The 20,112-nt window shown below is 44.1% G+C and carries 13 protein-coding genes and 1 pseudogene; 2 read left to right on the top strand and 12 right to left on the bottom strand.

Annotation, left to right across the window (positions count from 1 at the left end; translation table 11 throughout):
* The gene (locus HMPREF9010_RS15735; RefSeq protein WP_008648260.1) at positions 1 to 1,806 is read left to right on the top strand and encodes a corrinoid protein; all 1,806 of its coding nucleotides are present in this window, start codon (positions 1 to 3) and stop codon (positions 1,804 to 1,806) included.
* A 133-nt stretch (positions 1,807 to 1,939) separates the two neighbouring features.
* Positions 1,940 to 3,511 (top strand): sodium:solute symporter, encoded by a 1,572-nt coding sequence (locus tag HMPREF9010_RS15740; RefSeq protein WP_008648257.1) that lies wholly within the window; start codon positions 1,940 to 1,942, stop codon positions 3,509 to 3,511.
* 80 nt (positions 3,512 to 3,591) lie between these two features.
* Here HMPREF9010_RS15740 and HMPREF9010_RS15745 read toward each other — a convergent pair whose 3' ends face one another.
* The 12 genes and pseudogenes from HMPREF9010_RS15745 to HMPREF9010_RS15800 all read right to left on the bottom strand — a co-directional run bounded on the left by HMPREF9010_RS15745 (position 3,592) and on the right by HMPREF9010_RS15800 (position 19,893).
* On the bottom strand, positions 3,592 to 4,269 hold the full coding sequence (locus tag HMPREF9010_RS15745; protein WP_008648255.1) for a vitamin B12 dependent-methionine synthase activation domain-containing protein: 678 nt from the start codon (positions 4,267 to 4,269) through the stop codon (positions 3,592 to 3,594).
* A complete protein-coding gene (locus HMPREF9010_RS15750; protein WP_004297447.1) occupies positions 4,262 to 5,272 on the bottom strand; it encodes a methylcobamide--CoM methyltransferase in 1,011 nt (336 codons plus the stop codon). Before HMPREF9010_RS15750 ends, HMPREF9010_RS15745 begins: the two co-directional genes overlap by 8 nt.
* A 150-nt stretch (positions 5,273 to 5,422) precedes the next feature.
* Positions 5,423 to 5,857, bottom strand: a complete 435-nt coding sequence (rpiB, locus tag HMPREF9010_RS15755; protein ID WP_004307308.1) for a ribose 5-phosphate isomerase B — start codon at positions 5,855 to 5,857, stop codon at positions 5,423 to 5,425.
* Entirely contained in the window at positions 5,857 to 7,866 is a 2,010-nt protein-coding gene (locus tag HMPREF9010_RS15760; RefSeq protein ID WP_008648253.1) for a transketolase family protein, read from the bottom strand. Before HMPREF9010_RS15760 ends, rpiB begins: the two co-directional genes overlap by 1 nt.
* Positions 7,867 to 8,008: 142 nt before the next feature.
* Positions 8,009 to 9,554, bottom strand: a pseudogene (locus tag HMPREF9010_RS15765) (alpha-N-arabinofuranosidase).
* A gap of 120 nt (positions 9,555 to 9,674) precedes the next feature.
* A complete protein-coding gene (locus HMPREF9010_RS15770) occupies positions 9,675 to 12,077 on the bottom strand; it encodes a glycoside hydrolase family 127 protein (RefSeq protein ID WP_008648250.1) in 2,403 nt (800 codons plus the stop codon).
* A 141-nt stretch (positions 12,078 to 12,218) separates the two neighbouring features.
* On the bottom strand, positions 12,219 to 13,814 hold the full coding sequence (locus tag HMPREF9010_RS15775) for a xylulokinase (RefSeq protein WP_008648248.1): 1,596 nt from the start codon (positions 13,812 to 13,814) through the stop codon (positions 12,219 to 12,221).
* A gap of 102 nt (positions 13,815 to 13,916) precedes the next feature.
* Positions 13,917 to 15,443, bottom strand: a complete 1,527-nt coding sequence (gene araA / locus HMPREF9010_RS15780; RefSeq protein WP_004307303.1) for an L-arabinose isomerase — start codon at positions 15,441 to 15,443, stop codon at positions 13,917 to 13,919.
* Between the two features lie 45 nt (positions 15,444 to 15,488).
* Entirely contained in the window at positions 15,489 to 16,175 is a 687-nt protein-coding gene (locus tag HMPREF9010_RS15785; protein WP_008648247.1) for an L-ribulose-5-phosphate 4-epimerase, read from the bottom strand.
* Between the two features lie 5 nt (positions 16,176 to 16,180).
* Entirely contained in the window at positions 16,181 to 16,897 is a 717-nt protein-coding gene (locus tag HMPREF9010_RS15790; protein ID WP_008648246.1) for an NUDIX hydrolase, read from the bottom strand.
* Between the two features lie 136 nt (positions 16,898 to 17,033).
* Positions 17,034 to 18,728 (bottom strand): sodium:solute symporter, encoded by a 1,695-nt coding sequence (locus HMPREF9010_RS15795; protein WP_004297459.1) that lies wholly within the window; start codon positions 18,726 to 18,728, stop codon positions 17,034 to 17,036.
* Between the two features lie 25 nt (positions 18,729 to 18,753).
* Positions 18,754 to 19,893 carry an aldose epimerase family protein gene (locus HMPREF9010_RS15800; protein ID WP_008648245.1) on the bottom strand — a complete coding sequence of 380 codons (1,140 nt, stop codon included), beginning with the start codon at positions 19,891 to 19,893 and terminating at the stop codon, positions 18,754 to 18,756.
* Between the last annotated feature and the right edge of the window lie 219 nt (positions 19,894 to 20,112).

Genomic DNA, 20,112 nt, shown 5'->3' with positions numbered 1-20,112 from the left:
ATGAAAACATGGAAGAGTAATTTAGAAGAAACAAAACAACGTTATATAAATTGGTGGAACCATAAAGGAATCATTCTCAATATGTGGGAGCACTTCCAGGAAGGAGTGCAACCACATGCAGAGATAACGTCTCCCGCACCGGCAAAAGACCTGTCACAAAAGTGGTTCGACCCTCAATGGAGAGCGGAATATCTGGATTGGTATGTGGCGCACAGCAGTCTGAAGGCCGATATTCTTCCGGTTGCGAATACCCAACTGGGTCCCGGTTCTCTAGCCGCCATTTTAGGCGGAGTGTTTGAAGGCGGGGAAGACACCATTTGGATTCATCCCAACCCGGATTTCACCGATGAAATAGTCTTTAACCCCGAACACCCGAACTGGATTCTTCATAAAGAACTCCTGAAAGCCTGCAAAGCGAAAGCCAACGGACACTACTTTGTCGGTATGCCCGACCTGATGGAAGGACTGGATGTCCTGGCCGCACTGAAAGGAACGGATAGGGTATTACTGGACACAGTGATGCAGCCCGAAATCTTGGAACAACAGATGCAGCAAATCAACGACATCTACTTCAAAGTATTTGATGAACTATACGACATCATCCGTGAAGGCGACGAGATGGCTTTCTGTTATTTCTCGTCCTGGGCTCCCGGAAAGATGAGTAAATTGCAAAGTGATATTTCGACCATGATTAGTCAGGATGATTATCGCCGGTTTGTGCAACCTTTTATTCGTGAACAATGTCAGAAGATTGATTATACCCTTTATCATCTGGATGGAGTGGGAGCCATGCATCACCTGCCTGCCTTGCTTGAAATTGAAGAATTGAATGCGATTCAATGGACTCCCGGAGTGGGCGAACCACAAGGAGGATCTCCCAAATGGTACGATTTGTATAAGAAGATTCTGGCAGGCGGAAAGAGCGTGATGGCTTGCTGGGTGACATTAGACGAACTAAAACCTCTATTGGATCATATCGGCGCGGACGGTGTACATTTGGAAATGGATTTCCATAACGAAAAGGAAGTGGAGCAGGCTATGCGGATTGTTGAAGAATATACCGGTTCTTCTACCGCTGTAAATACCAATGAACATCAACAGGATACCGACTTGGCAGCTACCGGACAGGAACGTATTTGTATACGGGAAGAACAACACCAGCAAGAGGATAAACTGAAACCTCTGTATGAAGCCATTGTTGCCGGGAAACTGGAACCTGCGGTTGAAATCACCCGACAAGCCATTGCGGAAGGAGTAGCTCCCCAAATGATTATCAATAATTATATGATTAAAGCAATGGGCGAAGTGGGACAACGTTTCCAGGATGGAAAGGCTTTTGTTCCCCAACTGTTGATGGCAGGACGTGCCATGAAAGGGGCTTTGGAACTACTGAAACCTTTATTGGCAGGAAGTGCTTCCACTACAATCGGTAAGATTGTCATCGGTACAGTGAAAGGAGATCTCCATGATATTGGTAAAAACCTGGTGGCTTCCATGCTGGAGGGGTGCGGCTTTGAAGTCATAAATATTGGTATTGATGTGACTTGTGACAAGTTTGTGGAAGCTGTGAAGGAAAACCATGCTGACATCTTGTGCATGAGCGCATTGCTGACTACTACCATGACGTATATGAAAGAGGTTATTCAGGCATTGGAAGAGGCCGGTATTCGTAATCAGGTGAAAGTGATGATTGGCGGAGCACCCGTCAGTCAGGGGTTTGCTGACGAAATCGGTGCAGACGGATATAGTGATAATGCGAATACAGCCGTAGCAGTTGCCAAAGAACTGATTGGAAATAAAAAATAGAATAAAAAGGCACGGATTACACGGATCAACACGGCTCTTAATTACATAGCCTATTAAAACCGTGAAATCCATGTAATCCTTGCCTAAAAGAAAATTAGATTTAAACTTACGTTACTTATTTAATACTTGAATTATGCATGTGAAATTCTTAGAGACATTAGATTGGAGTATTCTGATTGCCTACTTCCTTATTTTGATAGCTATTGGTATATGGGCAAGTTCTAAACGAAAAAAGGGGAGTAGTCTTTTCCTTGCGGAGAATTCGTTGAGATGGTATCATATCGGCTTTTCCATGTGGGGGACGAATGTCGGACCTTCCATGTTGATAGCTTCCGCAAGTGCCGGATTTACTACTGGTATTGTTTCGGGGAATTATGCCTGGTATGCATTTGTCTTTATATGTCTGCTTGCTTTTGTCTTTGCTCCCCGATATTTGGGTAGTCGCATTACGACATTGCCCGAATTTATGGGAAAACGTTTCGGACAATCTACCCGTAACATCCTTGCCTGGTATACCATTATTACCATTCTTATTTCATGGCTTGCATTGACTTTATTTGCCGGTGGAGTCCTGATCCGTCAGGTCTTCGATATTCCTATGTGGCAATCGGCATTGCTGTTACTTGTCATCTCCGCTTTCTTCACGATGCTCGGCGGACTGAAAGCTGTGGCCTACACGAATGTATATCAAATGATACTGTTGATTGTAGTATCAGCCACACTGGCTATCATGGGAATCTATAAAGTGGGTGGTGTAGGAGCACTGGTGGATGCCGTTCCGGCGGATTACTGGAATCTTTTCTATCCAAATGATGACCCGGCTTTTCCCTGGCTACCTATTATCCTGGGTTATCCTATTATGGGAGTTTGGTTCTGGTGTACGGATCAGTCGATGGTGCAACCGGTTCTTGCTGCCAAGAATCTCAAAGAAGGACAGATGGGAACCAACTTTACCGGATGGTTGAAAATATTAGATGTACCTCTTTACATTCTTCCCGGCATTATCTGCCTCGCTTTATTCCCACAATTGGAGAATCCCGATGAGGCTTATATGACAATGGTGACTCATTTGTTCCCGACAGGAATGGTCGGCTTGGTATTGGCTGTATTGACAGCAGCATTGGTAAGTACTGTCGGCTCTGCATTGAATGCATTAAGTACGGTATTCACGATGGATATCTATGTGAAGAAAATCCGACCGCAGGCCAAACAGAAAGAGATTATCAGAGTGGGACAAGTGGTTACGGTAGTCGGTGCACTGATCTCTGTGATAATAACCATAGCGATCGACAGCATCAAGGGACTGAATTTGTTTAATGTTTTCCAGTCTGTACTGGGATTTATAGCTCCTCCGATGGCAGCTGTATTTCTCTTTGGCGTGTTCTGGAAACGCACCACTACTCTGGCAGCTAATATGGCTCTAACATTGGGAACAGTGTTCAGTATCGGAGTAGGAATCTTGTATTTATGGGTGTTTCCGGCAGAACAATATGATGCATGGCCCCATTTTATGCTGCTTTCCTTCTACTTATTCGTTATCATCGGAATAGGCATGATAGTAGTCAGCCTGTGGGATAAGTCTCCGCAATTGGGCATCTTGAATATGGAAAAGATAGAGGACAAACCTGCACGAATTGTTCTTATCCTATGGGGATTACTTATTGTGACTATGATCGGGCTTTACATCTTCTTCAATGGTCACTAGTTTTTATTCACTACAGAGGACGCAGAGATTATTATCTAATAATAAAAAGACTCCGTGTCTCTGCGTCCTCTGTGGTGAAACTATTTTCTACGAAAGCAATTTTCGTACGTACACAGCCCGCAAGTATATTCCAGCTTACGGACATGAGAACCCACTCCAATAATACCACTTACAGATTTGATGGGAATCATCAGGCTGGAATCTGTCAACTGAATACCACAGGGCGAAGCGACCGGAAATAAGGAGAATAGTTTTTGTTGTTCCGATACGTGCCATCCGCAATAGCCGGGGCTGTATCTGTTAGTGTGCTTCCAACCTCTCTTTTCGATAAATGCAGCCAACTTCTCTTCCATGCAATCAGCAGCCTTTTCTGCAATGATGCTCCCTAATGAGTCTGCTATATATACTTTCACCATGTCGTCCTCTTGCTGAAGCAGATGTTGAAACTTCTCAAATTCAACTCCGGCAGTTGCAGTAAAAAAGGCAAAGGCTTCCGAACCCCGTAGTTGGCGGGCAATGGTTTTACTGATTGAGAGAACCGTATCTTTTACAGTCAGTGTTGCTTTTTCAGTGTCAAGCAGTCCGTCAGTGAGGAAAAAGAAAAAACGGGGACGAAGAAGGGGAGTGATACGGTCAAGTAACGTATTTATTTCTTCTATAACCATTCCATCCGGCATAGAATCTTTATATCCCATCGCTTCGTAGATATCGGACGATGGGATTTGCAGTTTCTGGTAAGTAAGTTCCTGTTCAACCATTATTGAACTCTTCCAATGCGGTATAAAATGCGTCTATATTAATAGAAGACGTATGTGGCGGAATATCACAACCACTTGACAATACGAAATTAGGATATGCACGGGTAGTCTCCAATAGTTGCAAAGTCGCTTCCTTCATAGTCTCCGGGCCTGCCATCTTGAAAAGGCTCACCGGGTCCAGATTTCCCATTGCCAGTGCATCGGTCGGAACCTCTTTCAACGCTTCCTCCATCTTAATTTTATTCCCGAAGTGGTAAGCGGCTGCACCGGTATAAACCATCGCTTGCGTGCAATTCCCTGTGTTTCCGCAATTATGAAGCACTACGGCAAAGTGCTCATCCTGTACCTTCTCTATTATTTCTTTCACAAATAAAGAAGAATATTGCAGGCAATCTTCGTTGGATAACAGTCCTGCAGCAGGTTCAGCCATGATTACACCGTTCACACCGGTTGCTTTCAATGCCATGCAATAGCGGGTGATGAAGTCACTGCATTTTCTTAATAACGTATTGGCTGCATCGGGATTAATATAAATCAGCATCATGATTTCCGACATATCATACAAACGTCCGGCCAGCGAATAAGGACCGATGCAACCGGCAAAAACCGGACGGTCTGTAACATTTCTGGCTGTCAGCATATTTGCTTTAAGATATTCCGGGATTCTTCCTTTATTCAACGCCGGAACTTCCAGCTTTTCAATAGCAGCTTCATCCGCCAGTAAACGGCCGGACACACTGGGCACCTCATTTTTCGGAAAGATAATCTCTGCCCCGAAAGCTTCCGCTTCTACCGTCAGATCCATGATAACGGTTGCTGCCGCAGCCGGATACTTGTCACAAAGAGCTTTGATAGCCTCATAATGAACCTGCCCGTTTGTTACCGCATCATGCACCGTTTTCCCGATAAATTCGATACCCGGATGTGTCATGATCGGAATTGCAATCGTTTCCTTACGTTGGATCGTTTGGCTGATCCATTCTTTCATATTCAGTTTACCCATAATTTCAGTTTTTAATATCGTCTTGTAATAAAGACGAAGTTGCCCTTCTTTTGTAATCTCGTATATGATAAAATCTTATACTAGTATAAAAATAAAGCTGTCCTTCAAAAAGAAGAACAGCTTTACACCTATTTGATTTATCTTCGAGCTTTATTTTACTGGAATCTTATCAATACGGTTCTGATGGCGTCCGCCGTCAAATTTGGTAGAGAAGAACTCTGTCAAAATCATATCCGCTTCTTCAGTGCTGATGAAGCGTCCCGGCATAACCAGTACATTAGCGTCATTGTGCTGACGAGCCAGGTGTGCGATTTCTGCATTCCAGCAGAGAGCGGCACGAATTCCCTGGTGCTTGTTCAGCGTCATATTGATTCCGTTTCCACTGCCACAGATAGCGATACCGGGATAACATTCTCCCGATTCCACTGCAAGAGCCAGCGGATGAGCATAATCCGGATAGTCTACGCTAGCGGTAGAGTTGGTTCCGAAATCCTTGTAAGCCCAGCCTTTTGCTTCAAGCCAGCCGCGAACATATTCTTTCAGTTCAAAACCGGCATGGTCGCATGCTAATCCGATTGTTTTCATTAGAGCATTGCTTTTACTTGGTTATATACGTTCTCGGCAGTAAATCCAAGTTTCTCATCCAATACAGTGTAAGGAGCAGAGAAACCGAAAGATTCCAATCCCCAAACTTTACCGTGGCAACCTACCAGACCTTGAAGAGTGACAGGCAGACCGGCAGTCATACCGAAAATCTTCGCATCTGCCGGAAGGATAGCTTCCTGATATTCTTTCGGTTGGTTACGGAACAGACCTTCAGACGGAGCAGATACAATGCGTACCTTTACACCATCTTTGCGAAGCAACTCTGTGCCGGCTACCAATGTAGCCACTTCAGAACCTGAAGCTACCAGGATTACATCCGGATTTTCGTCAGAACCTGCTACGATATAAGCACCCTTAGCTGCCTGTTCGTAATCAGTTCCTGCCGGTAAGTTGGCAATATTCTGGCGAGAGAAGATCAATCCTGTCGGAGTAGACATATTTTCCATGGCAAGTTTCCATGCAATAGTTGTTTCTTCTGCATCGGCCGGACGTAGTACCAACATAGAGTTGTGTCCCTTATGGTTCTTCAGTTTTTCCATCAGGCGGATTTGTGCTTCCTGTTCTACCGGTTCGTGAGTAGGACCGTCTTCACCTACGCGGAATGCGTCGTGTGTCCAGATGAATTTCACCGGTTGTTCCATCAAAGCAGCCATACGTACGGCAGGTTTCATGTAATCGGAGAATACGAAGAATGTACCGCAAGCAGCGATTACACCACCGTGTAAAGACATACCGATACAGATACAAGCCATTGACAATTCAGATACACCTGCCTGGAAGAATGCTCCGCTGAAATCGCCTTTCTTGAAAGAATGAGTCTTTTTCAGGAAACCGTCAGTCTTGTCAGAGTTAGAAAGGTCGGCCGAAGCAACGATCATGTTTTCTACCTGCGTGGCAAGTGCGCCCAATACGGTTGCAGATGCAGCACGAGTAGCGCTACCTGCTTTTTGTTCGATAGCAGCCCAGTCCACTTTCGGAGCTTTGCCCGAGAAGAAGAGTTCCAGTTTTGCTGCCAGTTCCGGGTTTGCTTTCGCCCATGCAGCTTTCTTTGCATACTTTTCAGCAACGATCTTTTTCAGTTCTTCTGCTCTTTTTGCATACAGTTCGGCTACTTCCGGGAATATAACGAACGGGTTAGTAGGATCACCACCCAGATTCTTGATTGTATTTACATAAGCGTCGCCGCCGAGAGGAGCACCGTGTGTAGCGCAGTTAGCTTCATAGCTGCTGCCGTCTGCCTTGCGTGCACCTTTACCCATTACGGTTTTACCGATAATCAGCGTCGGGCGTTCTTTTTCAGCCTGTGCTTCTTTGATTGCCGCACGGATTTCGTCAGGATCATTACCGTTGATACTAAGTACGTTCCATCCCCATGCTTCATATTTCATGGCAGTATCTTCAACGGTTACGTCTTTCGTTTCTGTAGAAAGCTGAATATCGTTGGAGTCATAGAACATAATCAGGTTGTCCAATCCCAGTGCACCGGCAATACGTCCGGAACCTTGAGAGATTTCTTCCTGGATGCCACCGTCAGAGATGTAAGCATAGATTGTTTGATTCATCACCTCATTGAAACGGGCTTTCAGGAATTTGGCAGCGATGGCAGCACCTACTGCAAAAGTGTGTCCTTGTCCCAGCGGACCGGAAGTATTTTCGATGCCACGCATGATGTCCACTTCAGGGTGTCCCGGAGTAGGGCTTCCCCATTGACGGAATTCTTTCAGCTCGTCCAGAGTGAATTTTCCTGTCAATGCCAGCGTAGAATAAAGCATCGGAGACATGTGGCCCGGGTCGAGGAAGAAGCGGTCACGTCCTTCCCAACGGGGATTTTCAGGATCGTATACTAGAAACTCAGAGAAGAGTACATTTACAAAATCAGCACCACCCATGGCGCCACCCGGGTGACCGGAATTGGCTTTCTCAACCATTGAAGCAGCAAGAATACGGATGTTATCCGCTGCACGATTCATAAGTTTGTTATCGTTCATATCATTAAAATTTAATTGATTTCTATCAGATTGTTCGCAAAGATAACTCTTTATGTGGATTTAACAATCCCAAAGAGCTATCTTTTTTATCGACAATTTTACGGTCTTCTTGTTTGTGATACAATAAGTAATTGCCCTAAAATTACTGTAACTCTAAAGTAACAATGGACTTAGCAGGAAGTTTTACCTTCATTTGTACCTTTATTGATTTTTACCTCTTTGAAAGGTGCCGGTTTTACAATATTAGGGTTTTCAAAAGAATTGTAATCGGTCAGTTTTGCAGAGGTCAGAATCTCTCCGACTGCTTTTTTGGCTTTCGTATCACCCAGATTGATGGTGATTTCCTGTACTTCGTCAGTATCTACATTGGACAGAGAAATGTGGATCACTCCATCTTTGTTTTTGGAAGCTGTGGCGCTTACCATCGGAACGGTGCGGTTATCACGTACACTCATCTTTTCGCAAGTCAGGTCGATGGGAAGATAAGTGGCATCCTGATGTACTTTATACATCTTGAAGACATAATAAGTAGGAGTGAGCACCATTTCTTTGTCTTTCGTCAGAATCATGGATTGAAGTACGTTGACAATCTGTGCGATGTTTGCCATCTTCAGGCGGTCTGTATATTTGTGGAATACATCAAGACTTAAAGAAGCCACGAAAGCATCACGCAACGTGTTTTGCTGATACAGATGTCCTTTGATGGTTCCGGGCTCCTCATCCCACCAGGTTCCCCATTCGTCCAGTAAGAGAGCGATTTTCTTGTCCTTGTCATATTTGTCCATGATGGTACAATGTTTCTTGAGTACATCTTCCACTTCCAGACATTTGCCCATCGTCCAGTAATAATCATCCTTGTTGAATTGAGTGGCTGATCCTTTGCTGCCACTCCATCCGGTTACGGTATAATAGTGCAGAGAAAGACCGTCCATCCGGTGTCCTACACGATTCATCAATACGTCTGTCCATTTGTAATCATAGTCACTTGCGCCACTGGCAATCTTGAACAGACGGTTGCCGTCATAATTGCGGCAATAAGTAGAATAACGACGGTATAAGTCCGCATAATATTCCGGACGCATGCTGCCACCACAGCCCCAGCTTTCATTTCCTACTCCCAGATATTTGAGTTTCCATGCTTTGTCACGACCATTCTTACGACGAAGATTGGCCATGGGAGAGTCCCCGTCGGAGGTCATGTATTCCACCCATTTGGCGAGTTCTTCTACGGTACCGCTACCTACATTTCCACTCACGTATGGTTCGCAACCCAGCATTTCGCAAAGATTCAAAAACTCGTGTGTTCCGAAACTGTTATCTTCAATGGTTCCGCCCCAGTTGTTGTTCACCATCTTCGGACGGTTCTCTTTCGGACCAATGCCGTCCATCCAGTGGTATTCATCGGCAAAGCATCCGCCCGGCCAGCGAAGGACGGGAACGGACAAGTCTTTCAGTGCATTGAATACATCTGTGCGGTATCCCTTAATATTGGGAATATCCGAGTTTTCGCCTACCCAAAGACCGCCGTAGATACATGAACCCAGGTGTTCGGCAAACTGGCCGTAAATTTCCTTCGGTATGATTTCTTTGCCTTGGTCGGCATGTACGGTTATGGTAGCACTCTTTTGTGCAGAAAGAGATACAGATGCTGCCAGAAAAGCCGTGCTGACTAATAGTTTTGCTTTCATAAATGGTATTTGTTTAATGATTATTTTTTACCACAGATTACGCAGATTATCACAGATTGATTTTATTCTGACTACTATCAATAAATAATCTGTGTTAATCCGTGTAATCTGTGGTGACTTCTATTTTAGTAAACGAACTTCATAAACGGCAGAGGTCCATTCCGTCCCGTCAGGGATAAAACGTATCGGACAACTACCCGTATTCAGTTTTTGAGGCAGAACATAAGAAAGAGTAATGAAACCGTCTTTATCTGCTTCACTGATAGTCGGATGAACAGCCAACTTTTCGTTATTCAAAAGAATAGCCACTTTATTGCGGTCATCTTTCCGTATTGTAATCAGTATGCGGCTTGCTTCCTCTTTCACTTTCAGCTGATAGCCGAACCAACCTTTGGCACGTCGGAAATGCCGGTCTTTATTCGTCCCTGTTTCTGCCTGTTCATACTGGATGCCATGGTCAGACTCCGGCTGCTGTTCGCCAGGGAAGATAAGGTCAATGGTTTGATTAGCCAATTCTGTTGCTTTTCGTTCAGCCGTTGCCATCTCTTCCTGAATCGCTTTAAACTGCTCTTCGCTTGCCTGCCGGAAATAAACGGCATAACGGGAATTATGCAGGCGGAAGAACGGAACGAGTTTCAATGCTTTGCCTTGTGCAGGATAAACCTCTCCGTTATAGCTGAAAGTAATCCGGCTATTCTGTTCTTTCTGAAGAGATTTGCAGATTGAATCAGGATTTCCTATCAATATCGGGATTTCTTGCAAAGGAATTTGTTTGCCATGAGCGATATGTCCGCCACGGCTGTCATCGGCATATAAACCATCAAGATGTTCAGTGCCTGTGGAAGCTGCAAGAACGATTGGACCATATAAGAAAGCATAATAATCTTTCTTGTCGGGAATCTGTTCCACGCTGACTTTCATAGGCAAGTGGAAAGTAATGACATCTCCTTTTTTCCATTTGCGGGAGAGGGGAAGATACTGGTTACCTTTTGCCATAACGAATATTTTTCTTTTTCCATTGATGCTGACGCTATATCCTTTGGATTGGTTCGCCCATTCCGGAATACGTATCATTAAAGTACGTTTTTTCTTAGGCGCTTCATCTATTCGCAAAGTTACCTTGTCGTCATCAGGGAAACGGGTTTCCTGTGTCAAAATAATGCCTTGCTCTTTCCAGGTCAGTTGTGAAGGAATGAAGAGATTGACATACAGCGTATCTTTCCGATACGCATAGATAAATTCGCCGTATTTGGTATGATTCTCCAAGCCTGAACCTACACAGCACCACATGGATGTTTCCGGTTGTGAGTATACACGATAGTGTCCCGGACGCATAGGAGTGAAGTAGACAAATCCACCTTTATCCGGCTCTTGTGACGCTAAGATATGATTGTAAAGCGCACGTTCGTAATAGTTTACGTAGTTGGGATCAGGTTCGTTTGTTTGATTCGGATTGTGAGAATTCTGATAAAGCATTTTGGTAAGACGGAGCATGTTGTAAGTATTACAGGTCTCCGGTCCTTGAACGTCGTTCAGCATGGACGTGAAGTTATCCGACGGATGGAAATGTTCGCGGACGCTATTTCCTCCGATGCAGACGGAACGGTGATTGACTACCGTGTTCCAGAAAAAACGGGCGGCATGATCCCATTCTGCAGCATGATTCCAATTCTTGTCGTCTTGTGAAAGTTCGGCTATTCGCTTGTAGCCGATCACTTTCGGAATCTGTGTGTTGGCGTGCATCCCCGTCAATTTGTCTTCCTCTTTGATAAGCGGGTCTAAAATAAGCTTGTGAGAGAAACGGCGTGCCAGTTCCAGATACTTCTTGTCGCCTGTGATTTCGGCCACGTCAGCGAACGTTTCGTTTAATCCGCCATGTTCGCTACGAAGCATATCCTGCATTTGTTCGTCGCTCAAGCCGGAAGTGATATCAATCATCCAGTCTGTAAAAGCGATAAGCATTTGGCGTGCAAGGTCGCTTCCTGCATAGATATATGCATCCCGCAATCCAGCGTAAGTCTTATGTATATTGTATAGAGGTACCCATTTACCGTTAAGGTCGAAACCTCCGGCACGGATCTTTCCTGCTTTTATATCTTTCCAAAGTTGAAGGCTTCCCGGAGTTCCTCCGATGAATCCTGTGCCGACAGTTTGCTGTGCCCGATTCAACTCATTCAGCATGTAGTTGAGGCGATTATAGACTGCGGTATCTCCGGTGGCGGCATACATCATGGAAAGTGCGGATAAATAATGTCCGCCGATATGTCCGTCCAATCCGGTATTTTCCCAATTGGTGTAGCTGGGGGCTTTAGGCTGTAACCCTGCTTCGCGGAGAAAAGGAGCGAGCAGACGGTCGGGGTCTAATGCAAGTATGTAATGTAGATCAGTCTGTTGAGCTTGCAGAAACGGACTATCCAATAGTTTCACATTTTGTAAAGGGAAGTAAGACACCTGTGGAGCGTTTTGAGCTTTGGCCAGTGAGGTGGACAGGACAAGTGCAAGTATGAACGAGGTGGTTTTCATGATAATAGTCTCCCCATCTCCCTCTCCAAAAGAGGAGAGGGGTGGAGATAATTAATGTTAATACTTAGTTAGAATTGGCTCTTGATAAACAGGGATTTATCGGCAATCTCTGATGAACAACAATGGATTGCCGACTGTCAATTATTTAAATTTGACTGCTGCCTCTTCGATAGGCAATCCTGCCTTGTAATTTTCGATGTATGCATTGAAGCCGGCTACATCTTCGGGCGTAGGTGATACCTCGATACCCGCGTCACCGACAAATACGCTTTCATCCAGAAAATCGGCAAGAGATTGTTTCTTTTCATTGTTCACGAGGTAAGAACCTAACAGGGCAATACCCCAGGCACCACCTTCACCGGCTGTTTCCATCACGGAAATAGGCGAGTTGATGGCTGCAGCAAGTATTCTTTGGCCTACTCCCTTTGTTCTGAATAATCCTCCGTGACCAGTAATTCTGCCCACTTTGATTTTTTCTTCGTTGAACAGGATGTCGTTACCAATCTTGAGTACTCCTACCGAAGCATACAAGTGAGTCCGCATAAAGTTTGCCAGGTTGAACTTGTCATTTGCCGAACGTACAAACAAAGGTCTTCCGTCAGCAAGTCCTGTTACAGGCTCGCCTGAAATATAATTGTATGAAAGCAAACCTCCACAATCAGTATCACCAGTGAGCGCAATATTGTAGAGTTTACTATAGATTTCATCCATATCTACAGGTATGCCCAGAAGCTCCTGGTATTCCTTGAACAAGTTAACCCATGCGTTGAGATCAGAAGTGCAGTTGTTGCAATGCACCATGGCTACCAGACTTCCGTCAGGAGTTGTCACCATGTCAATCATTTCGTATGGCTTCGACAGTTCTTTCTCCAATACAATCATTGAGAATGAAGAGGTACCTGCGGATACATTTCCGGTACGTTGTTTGACTGCGTTAGTCGCAACCATTCCGGTACCTGCGTCTCCTTCCGGCGGACAAACCGGTATTCCTGCCTTCAAATGACCCGATGCATCGAGTTTTTTACTTCCTTCCGGAGTGAGGACACCGGCATTTTCACCAGCTGACAATACTTTAGGCAGAATATCTTCCAGTTTCCAGTTATATTCTTTCGGAGCAATCAGTTTGTTGAACTTAGCCACCATTTCAGCCGAATAGTTATGGGTAGTCGGATCAATAGGAAGCATACCTGATGCATCACCTATTCCCAGCACCTTTTCGCCTGTGATCTGCCAATGCACATAACCTGCCAGAGTGGTCAGGAAGTCGATTTCATTAACGTGTGATTCATTGTCTAAAATAGCCTGATACAAGTGGGAAATGCTCCAACGCAGAGGGATATTATAGACAAATAGTTCGGATAAAGCAGCCGCTGCGCGACCTGTATTGGTGTTTCTCCAAGTGCGGAAAGGCACGAGGATTTCTTCTTTTTTGTTGAATGGCATATAACCATGCATCATAGCGCTGACACCGATGGCAGCCAGAGTCTCGATCTCTATGCCGTATGCATTCTTTACGTTAGTACGAAGATCGGCATAGCAATCTTGCAGCCCTGACCAGATGGCTTCAATGCTATACGTCCAAAGTCCGTCAACTAACTGGTTTTCCCAAGTGTGGCTACCTTGAGCAATAGGCTTGTTTTCCTGGTCGATCAAGACAGCTTTTATTCGTGTAGAACCGAGTTCTATACCAAGAATTGCTTTACCTGCCTCGATGGTTGATTTTGCATCTAATTTCATGTTGAAATCAATATTTTAAGGTATAACGATCATTATAAAAAAATCAAGTTTCGCAAAAACTTAACGAAATAATTAAGCCATGCGAAACTTGAATAATTGTTTTTAGCAAAGTGCTTTATTCAACATGTAATAAACTTCGTTCATGCGCAGTTCTTTCTTGAAGCAGCTGATCGTAGTATCCTTGTTGATATGTACCATTTCGATACCTGCGATTTCAGCATAATCTTCCCAATATTCTGCTGTCAGGTCGTAAGAGAAGCAAGAGTGGTGAGTTCCACCAGCCAGAATCCATGCACCTGCACCTACTTCAAGGTTTGGCATCGGAATCCAGAGAGCAGAAGCAACCGGCAACTTAGGCAGCGGTTTCGGCTCGATACATTCTACGTCGTTCACGATCAGACGGAAACGGTTACCCATATCTACAATAGTAGCAGTGCAGCCTGTACCTACTTTTGAAGTGAAGACCAAACGTGCAGTCTGACTCTTGCGGATACCTATACCGAGGAAATGTACTTCCAGGCGAGGTTTGTTGGCTGCGATAAGCGGACAGATTTCCAACATGTGTGACTGAAGGATAGAGCTGTTTGCACCATCGAAGTTCAGTGTGTAATCTTCCAGGAATGAACAGCCTTTTGGAAGACCCTGATTCATTACCCATACAGTGCGGTACAGAGCAGCCGATTTCCAGTCACCTTCAGCACCGAATCCGTAACCTTCCGCCATCAGACGTTGTGAAGCAAGACCCGGGATTTGATCGAAACCATTGTATTCAATGTCGCCCAAATCGTCGAAGTTGGTAGTAAATCCTTTGGCACCTTTTGCTTTCAGGATAGCGCGTATAGCCAGTTCAGCCTTGGCAGCATTCCATACTTTCTGGTAAGCTTCAGTTGATTTATCTTCCAGAGAAGCATCGTGATCGTATTCCTTGAAGTAAGTAGCTACCAATGCATCTACCTCTTCATTTTTGATATCCTTGTGATATTCCATCAATTCGCTTACCGGACAGTAATCTACGTGGTAACCCATACGTTGTTCAGCTTCCACTTTATCACCATCGGTTACAGCTACGTTGTTCATCTGATCGCCGAAACGGATAATCAGCATATCCTGTGAATCTGCCCAACCGGCACAAACACGCATCCAAACGGCAATCTTATGCAAAGTCTCTTCCTCTTTCCAGTAACCTACCACTACTTTACGACGGATACGCATACGGGTGCAGATATGTCCGAATTCGCGGTCACCGTGAGCAGACTGGTTCAGGTTCATGAAATCCATGTCCATTGTATCCCAAGGAATTTCCTTGTTGAATTGAGTATGCAGGTGTAACAAAGGCTTCTTCAACTGTTGCAAGCCGTGAATCCACATTTTAGCAGGAGAGAACGTATGCATCCAAGTGATAACACCGACACACTTTTCGTCATTATTGGCTGCTTTGAAAACAGCTTCCACTTCTTTAGAAGAATTAGCTGTTCCTTTGTATACCACCTTTACAGGAAGTTTACCGGATTCGTTCAATCCGTTAACCATTTCATTAGAGTGTGCGTCTACTGCGATTACTGCGTCACCTCCGTACAAAAGCTGTGCTCCTGTTACGAACCATACTTCATATTGATTAAATGCGTTCATAATGTTATTGCTTTAATTGTTATTGTTCTAATTTTTAATCTTTAATTATTTCTGTCCGTAATAAGCATTCGGACCATGCTTGCGGCTGAAATGTTTTTCTATCAGCAGCGGATTCATTGTTAAATTGGGATTCACCGCATAAGCGATACTTGCCATTTTAGCTACCTGTTCCATAACCACAGCATTGTGTACGGCATCATACGCGTCTTTTCCCCAAGAGAAAGGACCATGATTTTTCACCAATACTCCCGGTGTATGTACAGGGTTCAAGCCTTCAAAACGTTTCACTATCACATTACCGGTTTCCAGCTCGTAAGCACCTTTCACTTCCGCTTCTGTCATATCCGCTGTGCAGGGAATGGCATCATGGAAATAATCTGCATGAGTGGTTCCGATATTCGGAATGTCACATCCGGCTTGTGCCCAGGCTGTAGCATAGGTAGAGTGCGTATGTACCACTCCTCCGATCTCCGGAAATGCTTTGTAAAGTACTACGTGAGTAGGAGTATCCGAGGATGGCTTCAGCCGTCCTTCAACGACCTTGCCATCCAGATCCACTACTACCATATCTTCGGCTTTCATATCATCATAACTTACACCACTGGGTTTGATTACTACCAATCCGCTTTCACGGTCGATGGCAGAAACATTTCCCCAAGTAAAGATGACTAATCCATGCTTTACCAATTCGAGATTGGCATGAAATACTTTTTCTTTTAGTTCTTCCAGCATAATGATTATAATTTAAATTTCGGGTCCTTGCGGTAAGCCTTGCTATTGAACTTATATAAGGCAGCACCACGTTTCGAACCCAGTTTGTCAATTTTATCAGTCTTTTCTATATAATCCATTTCAGCTACTCTTTTACGGAAATTCCGTTTATCCATTGTTTCACCGTAAATGGCTTCATATAAACTTTGTAATTGGGATAATGTAAATAGCTTCGGCAATAGATTGAAACCGATGGGCTCTACAGATGCTTTCTGTTTCATCAGTTCCCGTGCTTTTTCTACCATTTCAGGATGGTCGAAGATAAGCGGGGGAAGTTCATTTATATTCACCCAGTAAGCATTGTGTTTCTGAACCTGTTTCCGGTCATACTCATTGATGTTAATCAATGCATAATAAGCCACGGAGATAACCCGTTCACCCGGATCGCGATCGATAGCTCCAAAAGCTCCTACCTGTTCCATGTAAACGTTTTCCAGTCCGGTAAGCTCATGCAATACACGTTTAGCGGCATCATCCACACTTTCATTGTTTTGTACAAATCCTCCCATCAGTGACCATTCACCCATTGCCGGCTCGAAGTTTCTCTTTAACAATAACAGGCTGATTTCCCCTTCGTAGAAACCGAAAATGATACAGTCTATGCCGACATAGAAGGCCGGATTCGAGCTATAATAAATCTTTTCCCGCCCCTTTTCCAAAGAGGGGGAATTAGAGGTTATCATTGGCTCTTGTGAATTATCTTTATCCATTTAGATTGTGATTTTAGTTATAATAAAACAGTCTTTCCGTAGATAAGACTATTTTCAGGCTTCTCTTTCAACCCTTCCCTAAGAGGAGGGTTGAAAGAGAAGCTTATTTTTACCAGAAATACCAGTAGAAAGCAGCAGTAATGGCCAGAATAATTACCGTATGAATAATATCCCAGTGATTCCAGCTTGCACGTGTAGCGGCTTTTTGTTCCTTAGTAGCCGTACCGAATACTAGTCCCTGAATCTTTTCTGCAGTTGGAGCTTCTGTTGCCAGACTGACTACGATTACTACAATAATACAGAACAGGAACATCCATCCACAGAAGAATAACCAGTTCATGTCATAGAACAAATATTTGAATGTAGAATCAGCTACTTCACCTGCGTTGCTATAATATACTTTTGCGCCGAGGCGGGTCAACCCGATTACCATGCCGGAGATCAATCCCCACATACCACCCTGGGCGGAAGTACGTTTCCAGCAGATCCCCAGTAAGAAAGCGGCAGCGATACCTGGTGCCAATACAGACTGAACATCCTGCAAGTAAGTATAAAGTACATCACCTACACTACGCATGATAGGAATCCAAAGAATACCTAAAACAACGATTACAATTGTTGCAATCTGACCGATACCCACCAGCTTCTTTTCCGGAGTTTCCGGTTTGAAACGTTTGTAAAAGTCGATAGTAAACAACATGGCTGATGAGTTAAACAGAGATGCAAGGGAACTCATCAAAGCGGCAAGAATACCACATACTACCAAACCTTTCACGCCCGCAGGAAGTAATTTGGCTACTAATGTCGGGAAGGCGGCATCAGCATTTGCTGTTCCGTTAGCCAGCATCGGTAAGAAACCTTCACCACCGGCACCGATATATTTTTGATGTAATGCAAATGCAATCATACCAGGAATCAAGAAAAGGAATACGGGTAGCAGTTTCAGATAAGCACCGAAAATAGTACCACGACGAGCTTCCATTTCATTTTTACCTGAAAGTACACGTTGTACGATGAACTGGTCGGTACACCAGTACCAGAAACCGATAATAGCCGAACCGATCAAAGCACCCAACCAAGGGAAGTTTGCATCATCGTTGCTACGAATCAGGTTAGTCATTGTATCACCGTAATCATTTACAGTAACAGCACCGCAGACTCTCATCATTTCGTCCCATCCACCTAATTCTTTGAAACCGAGCACTAGAATTATTAATGATCCTAGCAGTAGGATAGGGGTTTGAAGAACAGAAGTGTAAAGAACTGATTTCATACCACCGAAGATAGTATAAAGCGCAGTTAACACTACCAGACCGATAGCTGCAATCCAGAAGAAATCAATTCCCCAAAGCTCTTTGATACCGAATACTTGTTGGAATACGAGGCCACCGGCATAAACAGTTACGGCTACTTTGGTCAATACATAACTTACAAGAGAAATAACAGATAAAATAGTACGTGATTGAGGATTATAACGACGCTCCAGGAATTCCGGCATTGTATATACCATGCTTCGTGTATAGAAAGGAACGAATACCCATCCCAAAATCAAGATCATCCATCCCTGGATTTCCCAGTGTGCCATAGCCATACCACTGGATGCTCCGGCTCCTGCCAGTCCGATCAAATGTTCCGAACCAATGTTTGATGCAAAGATAGAGGCACCGATTGCAAGCCATGTTGCGTCGCGTCCACCCAAAAAATAATCCGCCGAGTCATTTTGTTTTTGTCTGACTACCCAAACAATAATACCGATCAGAGCCAGAAAAAAGACTCCGATTACTAGCCAATCTAATGCTTCCACAATAAATATGATTTATAAGTTAATATTATTTCTCTACAGAGAATTTGAAAATACATTCGCTATTATAAGTTTGTCCTGGTTCCAGTACAACAGACGGCCAGTCTGCCTTGTTAGGACTGTCAGGATAGTGTTGTGTCTCCAGACAAACAGAAGCACGCTGGTTATAAACGATACCTTTTTTGCCGGTTACCGTTCCATCGAGGAAGTTACCGGTATAAACCTGTATACCCGGTTCGTTGGTATATACTTCCAGAGTGATGCCGCTTTCAGGTGAAGTTAGTTTGGCTGCTACTTGAGAAAGATCTCCCTTAGTGTTGAGCACCCAGTTGTGGTCATACCCTTTTCCGTTCTTCAGTTGAACGAAATCATAATTGTTGATCTCTTTACCTACCGCTTTCGGAGTGGTGAAGTCCATCGGAGTGTCTTTTACCGGAGCGATTTCGCCTGTAGTCATAAAAGTACTGTCTACCGGAGTATAATAGTCTGCGTTCACATACAGTATGTTGTCAGTTGAAGCTTTTGACGGATCACCAGCCAGGTTGAAGTAAGAATGGTTGGTCATATTGATGATCGTCTTTTTATCGGTAGTTGCGCTATATTTGATGTCGATAGCGTTGTCTTCAGTTAGTTTATAGGTCACTTTAGCTGTTACATTCCCCGGGAAGTTTTCGTCTCCGTCCGGTGAGACAAGTGTCAGTTCCAACGTTGTCGGATCAATCAGATTAGCTTCATAAACTTTGTATTGCCAACCTTTCGGACCTCCATGCAGGCAGTGGCCGAAATTGTTTTGCGGCAGTTGGATGGTATCACCGTCCAATGCGAAACGTCCCTGGTTGATACGGTTTGCATAGCGTCCGATAGAAGCACCAAAGTCGCTGGGTACATTAATATAGTCAGCAATGCTGTCAAAACCTAAAACTACATCCTGCATCTTACCGTTCTTATCGGGTACCATGACAGACACGATACGTCCTCCGAAGTTAGTGATGCATACTTCCATACCTGCCTTGTTCTTTAAGGTATAAAGAGCTGTTTGGGCATTGTTCACTTCTGTTTGAAATTTTACCGGGTCGAGACCGGACAAGGTCAGCTCGGAAGCCGGCTTGTTATTGCACGCAGCCAGCATCAGCGCGGCAAATCCTGCAAGTAGAAAATGTTTTTTCATGGTTTTATTTTTAATGTAAATGAGATGCTTATCTTATTTTGGGTGTAAAAGTAACACTTTCGTTTGGTGTATCAAATACACTCTTATATGTTGTGCAGCATAAATGGTGTATTTTATGATTTTCCATACACCTTATTATATATATAAATGTACGCTTTCCATCCGTTTGTTTTTCATATAATAGAGCGTGCAAATAGGTGCTTTTTAATCTGGTTTCGT

Origin of the sequence: Bacteroides sp. 3_1_23 (assembly GCF_000162555.1) — a bacterium.
In the GTDB taxonomy this organism is placed as follows: domain Bacteria; phylum Bacteroidota; class Bacteroidia; order Bacteroidales; family Bacteroidaceae; genus Bacteroides; species Bacteroides ovatus.
The sequence above is the reverse complement of the archived record's forward strand: the minus strand, read 5'-3'. Positions and strand labels throughout refer to the sequence as shown.

Bases quoted from the DNA above. Each gene is read 5' to 3' on its own strand.
- HMPREF9010_RS15735 (WP_008648260.1), top strand. From the start codon at position 1: ATGAAAACATGGAAGAGTAATTTAGAAGAAACAAAACAACGTTATATA.
- HMPREF9010_RS15740 (WP_008648257.1), top strand. From the start codon at position 1,940: ATGCATGTGAAATTCTTAGAGACATTAGATTGGAGTATTCTGATTGCC.
- HMPREF9010_RS15745 (WP_008648255.1), bottom strand. From the start codon at position 4,269: ATGGTTGAACAGGAACTTACTTACCAGAAACTGCAAATCCCATCGTCC.
- HMPREF9010_RS15750 (WP_004297447.1), bottom strand. From the start codon at position 5,272: ATGGGTAAACTGAATATGAAAGAATGGATCAGCCAAACGATCCAACGT.
- rpiB (WP_004307308.1), bottom strand. From the start codon at position 5,857: ATGAAAACAATCGGATTAGCATGCGACCATGCCGGTTTTGAACTGAAA.
- HMPREF9010_RS15760 (WP_008648253.1), bottom strand. From the start codon at position 7,866: ATGAACGATAACAAACTTATGAATCGTGCAGCGGATAACATCCGTATT.
- HMPREF9010_RS15770 (WP_008648250.1), bottom strand. From the start codon at position 12,077: ATGAAAACCACCTCGTTCATACTTGCACTTGTCCTGTCCACCTCACTG.
- HMPREF9010_RS15775 (WP_008648248.1), bottom strand. From the start codon at position 13,814: ATGAAATTAGATGCAAAATCAACCATCGAGGCAGGTAAAGCAATTCTT.
- araA (WP_004307303.1), bottom strand. From the start codon at position 15,443: ATGAACGCATTTAATCAATATGAAGTATGGTTCGTAACAGGAGCACAG.
- HMPREF9010_RS15785 (WP_008648247.1), bottom strand. From the start codon at position 16,175: ATGCTGGAAGAACTAAAAGAAAAAGTATTTCATGCCAATCTCGAATTG.
- HMPREF9010_RS15790 (WP_008648246.1), bottom strand. From the start codon at position 16,897: ATGATAACCTCTAATTCCCCCTCTTTGGAAAAGGGGCGGGAAAAGATT.
- HMPREF9010_RS15800 (WP_008648245.1), bottom strand. From the start codon at position 19,893: ATGAAAAAACATTTTCTACTTGCAGGATTTGCCGCGCTGATGCTGGCT.